Raw genomic sequence first — 12,579 nt, 5'->3', positions numbered from 1 at the left:
CTGAATGGGCCGCTTGCTGTACGTCAGCTTTCGATTGGCAAACTGTAGAAAGCCGACTTTCTGCAGACGACTCGGTTGCGGACATTGCTGGCCAAGCTAAAGTGAAGGGGTGAAGCTTCGTATTTCCTCTCGGACAAAATGGTTTGTTCTTGGCGCATTGGCACTGTCACTGTCCGTCGCGTTGACGTGGCAAAATATCATTTTTGGAATAGCATTTGCCTTGGCGGACAAGAGGCCCGGCCTTCTTACCGATGCTCGGTGGGGAAATCCTTCCTTGGCTTTCGAGCAAAGATTTAAGGAGGGCACGCCGGAAGCCGAGCTTCTGAAATGGCTCGATGACAACGCTTTCGAAGATATTCGTGAGGGCAGAGCGAGTAGAACAATTGATGGATTGCCATGCCAAGAGCAGGTCGAGGTTCAATGGTCCGCATTTAATGGCATAATCAGCGAAAGTAGCGCAGTCGTTTCGGAAGCTGGTTGTTTGTAGGCCGATGTCCACTTCCCACGCTAACCTCGGCCATCGAAGCGCCCATTCTTGGGTGCTGAAAACAGCCTTCAGCGAGCCAGCGAATGAATGGCGTAAAGTGGGACACTAGCGGATGGTCCGTCCTTTGCGAAAATTCCGCGGATGGCGGACATTCGGCCAACCATCAAAATGCTGGATGAAAGCAGCCACCTGAAGCGATAAGAGAAACCTGCTACTTCTGATGCGATTGTTCGGGCTGGAAAGACCCCAAATGTGGACACCGACTGCGAACTCTGAAACATCCACGCTAATGCATTTCCCAATCTGGAGCATACCCCATGGCCGAGACCGGCAAGCAGCTATTCACGACGCTAGAAAGCGACGGAACCCTCACTGTCGCGATTGAGGAGACGACCTTTCCCGAGCCGACCGGCAACCAAGTTCTGGTGAAAATCGAGGCGGCGCCGATCAATCCGTCGGATCTCGCGATCCTTACCGGCGCGGCGGACTTCGAAAACGCGGAATACTCGCCCGGCAAGGTGGTCGCGAAAATGCCGGAGTCTTTCAACATCGGACAAAAGGCACGCCATGGCCAGCGCCTGCCGGCGGGCAATGAAGGCGCCGGCGCCGTCATCGCAACGGGCGAAGGCGACATGGCCAAGGCGCTGATGGGACAGCGCGTCGCCTGCGTGCCGGGAAGCGCCTATTCCCAATATGCTATCGCCGACGCTTCGATGTGCCTGCCTCTGGGCGACCATAGCGCCGAAGAAGGTGCCAGCAGCTTCGTCAACCCTATGACCGCGCTCAGCTTTGCGGAAAATGCCAGGATGGATGGCCAGAAGGCGATCCTGCATACCGTGGGTGCCTCCAACCTAGGCCAGATGCTCGTCAAGATATGTCAGGAAGATGGCCTCGGGCTCGTCAATATCGTCCGCAAGCAAGAGCAAGTCGACCTCATCAAGGGGCTGGGCGCGGCTCATGTTGTGAACTCCTCAGACGACGACTTCATGGAAAACCTGAAGACCGCGATCGCCGAAACGGATGCGTTCTATGGTTTCGACCCGATCGGCGGCGGATCGATGGTCGACAATTGCTTCAAGGCGATGGAGCAGGTCGCACAGTCGAAGATGACCGAGTTTTCGCGCTACGGTTCTAATCAGCCCAAACGCATGTTCATCTACGGCCGCCTGGACATGGGCACGACCACATTGACGCCGAGTTACGGGTTCGGCTGGACCCTATCTGGCTGGTTGCTGACACCGTTCCTGCAGAACGCGAGCAAGGAAGCCGTAACGAGAATGCGCAAGCGCGTGCTGGAGAATCTCACCACCACGTTTGCCAGCAGCTACAAGGCCAAAGTCGACCTGGAAGGGATGCTGACAAAAGACGCGATCCTTGATTATCGCCGGATGAAAACGGGTGAGAAATACCTCGTCACACCCTGGCAATGACCGGTGTGCTGCAACGGAGCCTGAAGGGCAGGCTGTGGCAGAAGACTGGCGGATTGCGCGTGTCGAGAGTCGAAAATTTGATGTCCGCCAAACCAGTCTGCAATGGCAGGCCGGCAAAAGGCGCATCAACGCAAGGCCGCGGCGCTCATTGAGCGGCAATTTACGGCACGTACCGTCGGCGTTGGCTGGTCATCATCCTCATCGTCGCGCAGACCTAGCGCGCTTCCGATCGAACGACCGATTGCCTTAAGCACGCCGCCGCCGCCTTCGTCGGTTGCGGGGGCGCTTCCGTCGATTGAAATAGCCGGGTTCGATAGCGTTCCCCCCACGCGGATCGGATCGGCCAGCTCCAGCGCCGCACCGTCGTTGGAAACGCCCTTGACCCGCAAATCGATCCGTTCGCCATCCAGCCTGATCGAGCCGGAACCTTGCCCCCTAGATACCTGCGTTGCGATCATTAGCGGAGACGGCCGCATGATACCCTTGGCGACATCGAATTGCAGGATCGCGCATTGCAGTGGCACCATCGCATCGCCATCTCGCAGCTGCTGGCCGATCGCGCCGCCAAGGTCCTGACCGAGAATGAAAGCTGCTGTCCGCCTGACCGATCCCGAGCTGGCAACGAACGCGATCTTGCCGGAACTGCTGGCAAATGCTTGGCGAACGGTTGTTCCCCTGCCATCGATCCTGATGACGCCGCGCAGGTTTCCGGAAATGGTCTGGGGCTGTCCGATCAACGCTTGCAACGAGGTGCCCTCGACGCGCAAGTCCGTTGTCAATCGTGGTGTGCCATTTCGCGAATCGACCTCGATCCACCCGCTCATTCGGCCCGTCTCCAGCCCCACTTCCAACTCGTCGATCCGGGCCACCCGATGATCGAGAGAGAGCCGCCCCCTCAAGGTACGGAATTGCGATCCGCCGTCGATGAGTAGCCGATCCACGACAAACCGAATTTCGCCGTCGGTCGGCCCCATGTTGCTGAGATCAATCTTGGTATTGGGAATGACCCGTTCGCCGATGCGGGCTTCCAGCGCTCGCGCTTCTGCAAGGCCAGCATCGTCTGCGAGATCATCGAAATCGAGCGCGGTTGAATGAATATCTGCATCGATCTTCGTGCGGCCTTCACGCTTGAGCACGGAACCGTTTGCCTTGAGCCGAGATCGACCGATGGTGCCTTCGAGACTATCTATGAACCAGTCGCGTCCACGCCGTCTTACGGCCCCCGTTACAGAGATGTCCTGTGTCCCGAACAGGCCTGCTTCGATCAGATAGTCGAGCTTCTTAAGGTCCGGCGCGCGCGCCACAATTTTTGCGTCTGCTTCTCGCGCATTGAGGACGCCGGCCATGGTGCCTTTGATATCCAATTCGAAGTCGGTGGAGCGCATCTGCGCGGCAAACGGCCATTGCGACGGAGCGGCGTTGTTACCAAGTCGTCCACCGCGAAACGTCAACTGGGCTGGCTGACCATCGAACTCGCCGGTAGCGTCCGCCGCCAGCCCTTGATCGCTGCTGGCGGTGACCTGGCCCGAGATATTGAGCTTACGCTTGGCATCGCGGAGGGAAAATCGGCCGTCTTCGATAACCAGGCTGTCGAGCTGCCAGGATTTACTATCCGCTCCATCGCTTGCTGCATCTCGCTCTTGCCAGTTGCTGGTGCCGTCTTCAGCGCGCACCAGATTTAGTTCAAGACCGGTAACGTGGAGCGACTTGGGGGCAGCATCTCCGGTAAGGAGCGAGAAAATCGACACCTGGGCTGTCGCTTCATCGATAACCAGCATCCTACCCTCGCCAGCCCAATCAGGCTGACGGATCTGCAGATCGTTGATCGATATCTCCGGGGTGAACGAGAAAAGACTGGTTCGGGACAGGCTACCGATAGCCACGGGTGCACCAAAAGTTTCGGACAGCTTGCCCTCGGCGGTCTGCCTCAACAGCGAAACCGGAAACGCCCCCATGGCCAGGATAGACAGCACAATAAGCGCCCCTGCGGCGCCAAGCGCTATCAGAACCCTGCGCTGCGTTGCGGGGGACAAGGCCGCTCCAATCCTGTCGGCAAGCCTCATCGGTTTGTCCAAACTTTGCTAGCAGCCTTGGCGAGATGCCACGGCTATGATGCAATCAACGCCCAAAGTCATTTCGCGATCCCTGCAAAAGGAAGGGGAGGCGCTTGGGGTGAAACGTTCGCCGGGGGCTCGCACGCAGCGGGTCTTCCGAGACTGGCACAGCTGGCCGGGCTGTCCGGTCTCGCATCCCTCCTGATTCTGACCGCAACCGGGATCATGCTGGAACTGCCCGAGGAAAGTAATGCGGCCTTGGGGGCCATTAGCCTTCCGGTGGATGATGCGCCGCCTCTTCCAGAGCTTGCTTCGGCAACTGCGGCCTCCCAGTCATCCCTCCATCAGCAGCGATCGTCATCGCAATGGAGCGGCTTCTCAGCGGGCGAGTGGAATGGATCGAAACACCGCTTCGACGCGGCGGTGTCTATTGGCTTCGTATGCAAGTACCGGACGATCTTAGCTTCGCGTTTCCCCACAGGGTGGGGGCGAGACCATCGCGAAGCATGCGCAGGACAGCCCCGCGCTTCCGCCTGGCCTCCTTCAGCGTGACCTTCGGATAGGGGCCGAGCGTCAGCTGCTTCTCTTTGCCGCCGAATCGGTACTTGAGACGCCAGCTTTTGAAGCCGGTCGGAGTGATGTATAGGTGCAGGCCGTGACCGTCGAACAGCTTCACCGGGCGCGGACCCGGTGCAGCATTTCGACAGTCTCGATCGGTTAACATCCGATGCCCCCAGCAGCTTGGGCGTGTGCCCCCAGAATACCCCCAGATGCCCCGCGCTTCCCTGCGAACGGGTGGGAATTTGTGCTAGGCCGAATGCCCAAAAAACCGCGCTTTCGCAACGGTTATGGGGTCTTCCAGCAATGTCGGGGAAGGTCGAATGGTGGGCGTAGCAAGGATTGAACTTGCGACCCCTACGATGTCAACATAGTGCTCTACCACTGAGCTATACGCCCACACCATTCGGGTTTGCTGCCTAAGACAGGCGCGCCCTCTAGCGCCACCTGGGGGTGCTGGCAAGCCCTCAGTTTAGGGCCAGCGCCTGATCTTCGAACATTCGCTCCACTTCGAGCACCAGATCGCGCAGATGGAACGGCTTCGAGAGCATTTTGGCATTCGATGTCTCGCGGCTTACCCGCAGGGCGACGGCGGCGAAGCCGGTTATGAACATCACCTTTGTGCCAGGGCTGATCTCGTTGCAGCGCTGAGCCAGTTCGATACCGTCCAGTTCAGGCATGACGATGTCCGACAGCAGCAGATCGAAAACCTCGGTCTCGAGCAGGGGAATCGCATCCATGCCATTGCTCACCGCCGCAACCGAATATCCGGCCTGTTCCAGCGCTCGCGAAAGGTAGGTGCGCATCGCTTCGTCGTCTTCGGCCAGCAGGATCCGGATCATGTTTTCATTCCTGTTCATGAGTGAGATTGAGCCCTAGCCCGGGGCGGTTACAAATTCTTCCATCGAATCCGGCCTGACCAAGTTTGATACAGCATCGGCAAATGAACCTAACGCAACTCTTCATCGAGGCACGATTTTGACAAGGCGGGCAATCCGGGCCAGCAGTGAGCGATGACGCTCCCGCCGCCCCGAAAGAGCGATTCGCAGGCTTCCTCTACCTTGGCGACAGCATCGCACGCTTCTGGCGGCGGCTCGCTGCCGGGAATGCGCGGCCAGCCCGCCTTCGTGCTTCATCGCCGCAATCCGACGCCGATCCCGGTGCTGATCGCCGTGCCACACGCGGGGCGAATATACCCGTCCGACCTGCTTGCACGAATGCGCAATCCTGCCATGGCCTCGGTGCGGCTGGAGGATCGGCTGATCGATCTCGTGGCCGAACAGGTCGCGCTGGAGACGGGGGCCGATCTGCTGGTCGCCCGCGCGCCGCGCGCGATGATCGACCTTAACCGTGCCACCGAGGACATCGACTGGGACATGGTCACAGGCGGTCCGCCGACTTCGGAGCGGACCTTGCTTCCGCGGTTTGCTGCCGGGCGCCGGGCACGCAGCGGGCTGGGGCTGGTGCCGCGACGCTTGCCCGGCATGGGCGAACTTTGGCGCCAGCGCCTGAGCCCGGCCGAACTGGCCGCGCGAATCGACCAGGTCCACCAGCCCTATCACCGCGAACTTGAAGCGAGCATGGCACGCCTGCGCGACCGCTGGGGCGCGGCACTGCTAATCGACCTGCATTCGATGCCGCCACTGGGCCCGAAAGTGGGCGCGGGCAGGGCGGCGGACTTTGTTATCGGTGACCGTTTCGGTGCATCGTGCGACGGCACGCTGGTGCAGAGCGCTCTGGCGCATCTTTGCGCGAGCCGCTGGCTGGCAGGTCACAACCGCCCCTATGCGGGGGGCTATGTGCTCGACCGGCACGGCGCCCCCTTGCGCGGGCTGCATGCGATGCAGGTCGAGGTTTGCCGACAGGCTTATCTTGAAGAGACCATGCACGAGCCGGGGCCGGGCCTGGACGCGGTTGTGGCAGCGCTGGTCGGGCTGGTTCGGATGCTGGCCGAGGAGGTCAGCCTGCGCAGCGGCGAGGGGCACGCGTTGGCGGCCGAATAGGCAAGAAAAAACCACCTCGTGCGCAATGCACGAGGTGGCCAAGGTTCAGGGAGGAGGTGTGCCTAAGCACACCATCCGACTTAGCCATGAGGGGAGCTGAGCCGGACAAAAACTACTATAAGAAAGGCCCGCGCCTTTTCAAGCGCGGGCCTTCCATGAAATTGTCGCAAAATGCATCAATTGCCGATGCAATGAGATCAGTTGACTGTGGTTGTCTCGGCAGCTTTCAAAGCTTCAGAAGCCTGCGGGCCTTTGCCCTGCTCGACCTGCTTGCCGAAAACCGTGCGCATCAGATCGAGCGAGAACAGGTGCGCATGGATCAGCGGCAACATGCCGTTCTCGTTCCACTTGCGCAGCTGATCGCCACGAAGATCGCGCAGCTTTTCCTGGTTCACCATCTTGAAACCGCGATAGATGAACGGCTGATCGGGGTTGTCGTTGCGCTGGATGGACACTTCGCCGTCCATCAGCAGGTCCGCCTTCACCAGCTCGTCGACGAAGCTCTGGGTCTTCATCCCGGCTTCCTCGAACTTCTCGCAGAACTGGAGCAGGTTCTTGGTGTGCTCGGTCGGGTTCTTCTCACCGTCGAACAGCGGCTGGCCTTCCTCGAACTCGCCGATCAGCGAGCTGGTCGGATCGAAACACAGCGACAGATTGTCCGACGAGGGATCGATCTTGGCGAGCAGGAACGGATAGCGGCGGACATAGGCGGGCACGTAGGGCGTGCCGATCGGCGCACCTTCGCCGTCGAAGAAAACGTTCACGCCTTCGTTCAGGCCCATCAGCGCCAGCGGAACCGGCTTGTCGCCCGAAGAGAACACGATCGGATAGTCGCGCTGCGCGGCGGGAAATTCCTCGGCCGTCAGCGGGATCGCGTGCTGGTTGACGACCCAGTCGGCCCGGTCGACCGAGCGGGCATTCCAGCCGCCATGCTGGTTGCTGTTGAGCGGGATGAGATCCTTGTAAAGAATCGGCAGGCTGGCTTTCGGCTCAGAGGCCATAAAAATCTTCTCCAAACAATCGGGCGTAGGTCTTACGGGTTTGCGTGATCTGGAGCCCAGCCACGCATATCCTAATGATGACTAATATATATGAGACGCGTTCTTTAGAAGTTCCGTATCACCGGTGCAAGCTAGGGAACAAGCTTACCGGGATTAAGCAGTCTGTGCGGGTCAAGTGCCTGTTTTACCTGCTGTAACAGGGCGACGTGGACGGGATCCCCCATGCGGGCGAAGGTATCGCGCTTGAGCTGGCCGATCCCATGTTCGGCGCTGATCGAGCCGCCCCATTCGGTCACCAGGGCATATACCTGCTCGCTGATGGCCTTGGCGTCGCCCTGATACCACTGGTTCGGCTCGACACCTTCAGGCGCGATGACATGAAAGTGTACGTTGCCATCGCCAAGGTGGCCAAAGGCAACCGCCTCCGTGCCCGGCCAGTCGCGTTCGAGCAGGGGCACAGCCATATCGACGAAGTCGGGCATCTTTTGCACCGGCACCGAAATATCGTGCTGCACCGCCGGGCCCTTGTCGCGCTCCGCGGCGGCAATGGAATCGCGCAGCAGCCAGAACTGTTCGGCCTGGGTTTCGTTCGCTGCGATGACGGCATCTTCCAGCAGGTCGTCTTCCAGGGCGCTGGCCAGCATCCCTTCGGCCAGTTCGCCCAGCTGGTCACGCGTGTCGGCACTGGCCACCAGTTCGATCAGGGTATGCCAGCCGTGCGGTTCCCCCAGCGGTGCGCGCGAACCGGGCATGTGGTGCAGCACGTCTTCCAGCGTTCCCTGCGCCATCACCTCGAATCCTTCGAGTGCCTCGCCTGCCTGCTTCTGGCAATGCAGCAGCAACTGCCGCGCGGCGGGAAGGGTGGGGACACCAGCCCAGAGCACACGCCGCTCGGCAATCGCGGGTGCGAGTTTCAGCGTCGCAGCCGTGACGATCCCCAGCGTGCCTTCCGAGCCGATCAGCATCTGCTTGAGGTCGAACCCGCGGTTATCCTTCATAAGCGGGGTGAGCGCGGAGAAGACGCTGCCATCGGCCAGCACCGCCTCCAGCCCCAGCACCTGCGCGCGCATCATGCCATGGCGCAGCACCTGCGTGCCCCCGGCGTTGGTGGAGATCAGCCCGCCGATGGTGGCCGAGCCCTTGCCGCCAAGCGTAAGCGGAAAGCGGAGACCCTCGGCCTCGACCGTATCGTGCAGCGTCTGCAACACCAACCCGGCCTCGCAGGTGATCTGCATGGAAGCCGCATCGAACGCGCGCACCGCATTCATCCGCCGCAGCGACAGCACCAGCGCATGGCCGCTTTCATCGGGTGTCGCGCCGCCGCACATGCCCGAATTGCCGCCTTGCGGTACGATCGGCACGCCGAATTCGCCGCACAGCTTGACCAGCTCTGCCACCTCTTCGGTCGAAGCGGGAGATGCGAGCCCGAGTGCTCGCCCGGTAAAGCGGCCACGCCAGTCGGTCAGCCAGGGCTCGACCAGCTCCGGGTCTTGCGAGAATCCACGCGGGCCGAGCAGTTCGGCGGCTTGCGTGGCGAAGGTCTGCATATCGCTCATAGCTGCGCTGATGCCAGCGCCGCGCCCACTTTGCAAAGGCTTGAGTCAGAGGTTAAGCCACTATTCAAGCGGGTGGTCTAGATGAGAAGGCCGTCATGCCAATTGCTTGCTGATGGTTGCGAACTGCCTTTGCCACGAATGAAACCTGCTGCTCCTCTCCTTGCCGGCCTCGCGCTGCTCTCCGCCCTGGCGGTGGCAGACCGTGCGGCCCATGCGGAAGAGCAGCGCGGTGGGCCGGTGGTGGGCTCTTTGCCCGGCGGCTTCGAAAATGTGGTCGATGATCGCCTGCGCGTGCTTGAACGCGCGGCTGAGCCGGAGAAGGCGCAGCAAGTACGAATCGAACGGCGGGTGGTAATCCGCATTTCCCCCAGCCGCGCCACCAGCGCTCGTCTGATGGCCGAGCTGCCGCGGCGCTCCATGAGGACGCGCTTTCAGGAGGCCGACCATGCCGACTGTCTGCCGCTGGACCAGTTGATGAGCGTTCAGCCGATGGGAGATAACCGGCTGCTGCTGATTACGCAGGACCGCCATTTGCTGTCTGCCGCGCTCGACCGTTCGTGCAGCGCTCAGGCCTTCTACGCGGGCTTTTATGTGGAGCGGAGCGAAGACGGGCGGCTGTGCGTGAACCGTGACGAGCTCCAGTCGCGCGCTGGGGATACCTGCCGCATCTCCAACCTCAGCCGTCTGGTCGCAGTGCGCGACTAGCTGCGGTTTCGGGCACACAATCAGCAAAACCTTGACTTTTGCGTCCGCGCAGGCAAAGGGCGCGCTTGTGTTCGTGGATGGGTTCTCTCCTGTGTCACGATAGCCTTTTCGGCACCGCGCAGTGCCTCCATCTCGATCCGGACAGATATACAGCCTATGAAATTTGCCGATCTCGGCTTGTCAGACGAATTGCTCAAGGCCGTCCACGATGCCGGCTATGAGGAGCCGACCGCGATTCAGGCCGAGGCGATCCCGACCGTGCTGATGATGCGCGATCTTATCGGCATTGCCCAGACTGGCACCGGCAAGACTGCAAGCTTCGTCCTGCCGATGATCGATGTGCTCGCAAACGGCCGGCGCCGCGCGCTGATGCCGCGCTCACTGATCTTGGAACCGACCCGCGAGCTGGCCGCCCAGGTGGCGGAAAACTTCGAGAAGTATGGCGCCAATCACGATCTGAAGATGGCGTTGCTGATCGGGGGCGTGCAGATGGGCGATCAGGTCAAGGCGCTGAACGACGGCGTCGATGTGCTGATCGCGACGCCGGGCCGTCTGATGGACCTGTTCGAACGCGGCAAGATCCTGCTTAACGGCTGCGATCTGCTGGTGATCGACGAGGCGGACCGGATGCTCGACATGGGCTTCATCCCCGACATCGAATTCATCTGCGAGAAGCTGCCCGAGCCGCGCCAGACGCTGCTGTTTTCGGCCACCATGCCGGGGCCGATCGCCAATCTGGCGAAGAAGTTCCTCTCCAATCCCAAGCGGATCGAGGTGAGCCGCGCAGCCTCGACCAACCAGAACATCACCGCCTTCAAAATTCCGGTGAAGACCCGCGAAAAGCGCGAGACGCTGCGCTGGCTGCTGCGCAACGATCTGGTTGAGACCGCGATCATCTTCGCCAACCGCAAGACCACCGTGCGCGAGGTCAACAAGAGCCTCCAGCGCCACGGCTTTGCCAGCGGCGAAATCCACGGCGACATGGACCAGTCGAGCCGCATTGCCGAGCTGAACCGCTTCAAGTCGGGCGAGATCAACATTCTCGTCGCGTCGGACGTCGCCGCGCGCGGGCTTGATGTTAAGGGCGTGAGCCACGTCTTCAATTTCGATACGCCCTGGCATCCGGACGACTATGTTCACCGGATCGGCCGCACGGGCCGTGCGGGTAACAAGGGCCGGGCCTTCACCTTCGTTTCCGACGAAGATGCCGAAGCCATGGCCAATGTAGAGAAGCTGACCGGCAATCCCGTCGCCGTGTTCGGCAAGAAGGACGTGCGCGTAGAGCTGCCGAAAGCTCAGCCCAAGGCCGAGCCGGAACAGCGCGAGGCCGAAGGTGGGGACGACGAGGCGCCGCGCAAACCGCGCCGCGAGCGATCCGAACGCAAGCCCAGCGAGGAGCGCAAGCGCAGCGAGGAGCGCAAGCAGCGCCAGGATCGTGGCGGCAAGCGCTATGACCGACAGGACGATGAGCCAGTCCCCGCCGGTGAGTGGAACGGCCCGCAACCGAGTTTCCTCAACGTCAGCGCCATCTAGGCGACGCTAGCGTTGCTGCCGGTAAACTTAGTTTGTCGGTAGCCCCGCTAGTTTTTAGATATAAGTTTTCCAGACGTTCCGGGAACGCGGGTGAGTGGACGGTCTTGCCCGACATCTGGCACGCGGGGTGAGCAGCCCGCACACACCTGTTCAAGCGAGGTCTTTATGGGCCAAGTCCTGATCTCCAAGGCTAATGGCAATGATCGTGAAAGCGGGCAGGCCAGTTCTCTTGAGTTCGATGGTAGCGATCCGGCAGGTGCCATCGGCCTGGCCATTCGCACCTTCGGCCCCGGAGAATTCTGCCTGTCGGCCGATAACGGTCGCAATTGGCGCGTTCATGTCGCGGCTGACCATTCGTGGTGGCTCGAGCCCTTCGGCCACCTCTGATCTGCCGGCAATCCGCGTTCACCCCTCACGGCCGGACAGATAAAGGTAGGCCGGATCGAATTCGGCCAGCCGTTGCAGGCCTTCCCAATCAAGAATTTCCACAACCTGGCCCGTGCCGGCAATAACGCCGACCTGGCGCAGCTTCTTGAGCATCCGGTTCACGTGCATCTGGGTATACCCCAGACACTCGCCGATCTGCGTCTGGCTTAGCGGGAAGCGGAACTTGCCGCCCTCCGTCAGTCCCACCAGCTGCGAGCGGCTGTATATCTCGCACATCAAGTGCGCGATCCGGGCCATGCCGTTGCGGGTGCCGATGTTGAGTAGCCACTCACGATGCATCGAGGCATCGACCATGGTGGCAAACCACAGGATGCGGGCAAAGCGCGGGTGATCCTCGATCAGCTGCGTCAGCGCGCGGTGCGGCAGGCGGGCCACTTTGCACGGCGTGAGCGCGGCAATCGAGTGATCGAGCACTTCGAGCGGATAGCTGTGCAGGTCGACGAAATCGCCGGGGATCTGAACTTCCATGATCTGGCGTTCGCCCGCAGCCGTTTCCTTGAACCGGGCGGCGAAGCCATCGAGAATAAGGGAGCAGAAGCCAATCTTCTGGCCCTCGCGCGCGATATAGTCACCCGCGTTCAGCTCCACCACTTCCTGAAACTGGCTGGCGATGAGATCGCCTTCGTGCTCGCTCAGCGTGAAGCGCTGGCGAATGGTGGCCAGGAACCTGCTGATGTCGGGCGCTGCCCCACCGGCAGGCGCTGGCACCTGATTATCGAGAAAAGTCCTCATGGTCCGTACCCCCACGGCCTCGTGTTGCTTGGCCGCTGTACGGCTCCAGATTTATAATCGGTTATGCGCTAAT

The 12,579-nt window shown here is 61.0% G+C and carries 12 protein-coding genes and 1 tRNA gene; 6 read left to right on the top strand and 7 right to left on the bottom strand.

The genetic code is table 11. The features are described from left to right. Window positions 1-109 precede the first annotated feature (109 nt). Together E0473_RS03775 and E0473_RS03770 are read left to right on the top strand one after the other, a co-directional pair. Window positions 110-487 carry a hypothetical protein gene (locus E0473_RS03775; RefSeq protein WP_137679495.1) on the top strand — a complete coding sequence of 126 codons (378 nt, stop codon included), beginning with the start codon at window positions 110-112 and terminating at the stop codon, window positions 485-487. 317 nt (window positions 488-804) lie between these two features. After that, on the top strand, window positions 805-1,917 hold the full coding sequence (locus E0473_RS03770) for a zinc-binding dehydrogenase (protein ID WP_137679494.1): 1,113 nt from the start codon (window positions 805-807) through the stop codon (window positions 1,915-1,917). Between the two features lie 125 nt (window positions 1,918-2,042). On the opposite strand, the gene E0473_RS03765 is transcribed toward E0473_RS03770, so the two are convergent. From E0473_RS03765 to cpdR, 4 genes are all read right to left on the bottom strand, one after another. Then, window positions 2,043-3,980, bottom strand: a complete 1,938-nt coding sequence (locus tag E0473_RS03765) for an AsmA family protein (protein WP_137679493.1) — start codon at window positions 3,978-3,980, stop codon at window positions 2,043-2,045. A gap of 418 nt (window positions 3,981-4,398) precedes the next feature. Then, the gene (locus tag E0473_RS03760) at window positions 4,399-4,695 is read right to left on the bottom strand and encodes an Arm DNA-binding domain-containing protein (RefSeq protein WP_137679492.1); all 297 of its coding nucleotides are present in this window, start codon (window positions 4,693-4,695) and stop codon (window positions 4,399-4,401) included. A 158-nt stretch (window positions 4,696-4,853) separates the two neighbouring features. Next, a tRNA-Val gene (locus E0473_RS03755) sits at window positions 4,854-4,928 on the bottom strand. Window positions 4,929-4,996: 68 nt separating this feature from the next. Beyond that, on the bottom strand, window positions 4,997-5,371 hold the full coding sequence (gene cpdR / locus E0473_RS03750; RefSeq protein ID WP_137679491.1) for a cell cycle two-component system response regulator CpdR: 375 nt from the start codon (window positions 5,369-5,371) through the stop codon (window positions 4,997-4,999). A 219-nt stretch (window positions 5,372-5,590) separates the two neighbouring features. Between cpdR and E0473_RS03745 the strand changes: the two genes are divergently transcribed. Continuing rightward, entirely contained in the window at window positions 5,591-6,532 is a 942-nt protein-coding gene (locus tag E0473_RS03745; RefSeq protein ID WP_241657314.1) for an N-formylglutamate amidohydrolase, read from the top strand. 197 nt (window positions 6,533-6,729) lie between these two features. Here E0473_RS03745 and E0473_RS03740 read toward each other — a convergent pair whose 3' ends face one another. After that, window positions 6,730-7,533 (bottom strand): SapC family protein, encoded by an 804-nt coding sequence (locus tag E0473_RS03740; protein WP_137679490.1) that lies wholly within the window; start codon window positions 7,531-7,533, stop codon window positions 6,730-6,732. A 131-nt stretch (window positions 7,534-7,664) separates the two neighbouring features. Then, window positions 7,665-9,089, bottom strand: a complete 1,425-nt coding sequence (locus E0473_RS03735; protein WP_137679489.1) for an FAD-binding oxidoreductase — start codon at window positions 9,087-9,089, stop codon at window positions 7,665-7,667. A gap of 138 nt (window positions 9,090-9,227) precedes the next feature. On the opposite strand from E0473_RS03735, the gene E0473_RS03730 reads away from it, so the two are divergent. The 3 genes from E0473_RS03730 to E0473_RS03720 all read left to right on the top strand — a co-directional run bounded on the left by E0473_RS03730 (window position 9,228) and on the right by E0473_RS03720 (window position 11,714). Then, complete coding sequence (locus tag E0473_RS03730) at window positions 9,228-9,794, top strand: hypothetical protein (RefSeq protein WP_137679488.1); 567 nt, start codon at window positions 9,228-9,230, stop codon at window positions 9,792-9,794. A gap of 156 nt (window positions 9,795-9,950) precedes the next feature. Next, the gene (locus E0473_RS03725; RefSeq protein WP_137679487.1) at window positions 9,951-11,327 is read left to right on the top strand and encodes a DEAD/DEAH box helicase; all 1,377 of its coding nucleotides are present in this window, start codon (window positions 9,951-9,953) and stop codon (window positions 11,325-11,327) included. A 165-nt stretch (window positions 11,328-11,492) separates the two neighbouring features. Continuing rightward, on the top strand, window positions 11,493-11,714 hold the full coding sequence (locus E0473_RS03720; protein ID WP_137679486.1) for a hypothetical protein: 222 nt from the start codon (window positions 11,493-11,495) through the stop codon (window positions 11,712-11,714). 18 nt (window positions 11,715-11,732) lie between these two features. Here the strand turns inward: E0473_RS03720 and E0473_RS03715 are convergent, their stop codons facing one another. Then, a complete protein-coding gene (locus E0473_RS03715; RefSeq protein WP_137679485.1) occupies window positions 11,733-12,506 on the bottom strand; it encodes a Crp/Fnr family transcriptional regulator in 774 nt (257 codons plus the stop codon). Window positions 12,507-12,579: the final 73 nt, after the last annotated feature.

Source organism: Aurantiacibacter suaedae (genome assembly GCF_005434915.1).
Classification (GTDB): Bacteria; Pseudomonadota; Alphaproteobacteria; order Sphingomonadales; family Sphingomonadaceae; genus Alteraurantiacibacter; species Alteraurantiacibacter suaedae.
The sequence above is the reverse complement of the archived record's forward strand: the minus strand, read 5'-3'. Positions and strand labels throughout refer to the sequence as shown.

Excerpts from the sequence above, each read along its gene's own strand:
- E0473_RS03770 (WP_137679494.1), top strand. The coding sequence starts at position 805 with ATGGCCGAGACCGGCAAGCAGCTATTCACGACGCTAGAAAGCGACGGA.
- E0473_RS03765 (WP_137679493.1), bottom strand. The coding sequence starts at position 3,980 with ATGAGGCTTGCCGACAGGATTGGAGCGGCCTTGTCCCCCGCAACGCAG.
- E0473_RS03760 (WP_137679492.1), bottom strand. The coding sequence starts at position 4,695 with ATGTTAACCGATCGAGACTGTCGAAATGCTGCACCGGGTCCGCGCCCG.
- cpdR (WP_137679491.1), bottom strand. The coding sequence starts at position 5,371 with ATGATCCGGATCCTGCTGGCCGAAGACGACGAAGCGATGCGCACCTAC.
- E0473_RS03740 (WP_137679490.1), bottom strand. The coding sequence starts at position 7,533 with ATGGCCTCTGAGCCGAAAGCCAGCCTGCCGATTCTTTACAAGGATCTC.
- E0473_RS03735 (WP_137679489.1), bottom strand. The coding sequence starts at position 9,089 with ATGAGCGATATGCAGACCTTCGCCACGCAAGCCGCCGAACTGCTCGGC.
- E0473_RS03730 (WP_137679488.1), top strand. The coding sequence starts at position 9,228 with ATGAAACCTGCTGCTCCTCTCCTTGCCGGCCTCGCGCTGCTCTCCGCC.
- E0473_RS03725 (WP_137679487.1), top strand. The coding sequence starts at position 9,951 with ATGAAATTTGCCGATCTCGGCTTGTCAGACGAATTGCTCAAGGCCGTC.
- E0473_RS03720 (WP_137679486.1), top strand. The coding sequence starts at position 11,493 with ATGGGCCAAGTCCTGATCTCCAAGGCTAATGGCAATGATCGTGAAAGC.
- E0473_RS03715 (WP_137679485.1), bottom strand. The coding sequence starts at position 12,506 with ATGAGGACTTTTCTCGATAATCAGGTGCCAGCGCCTGCCGGTGGGGCA.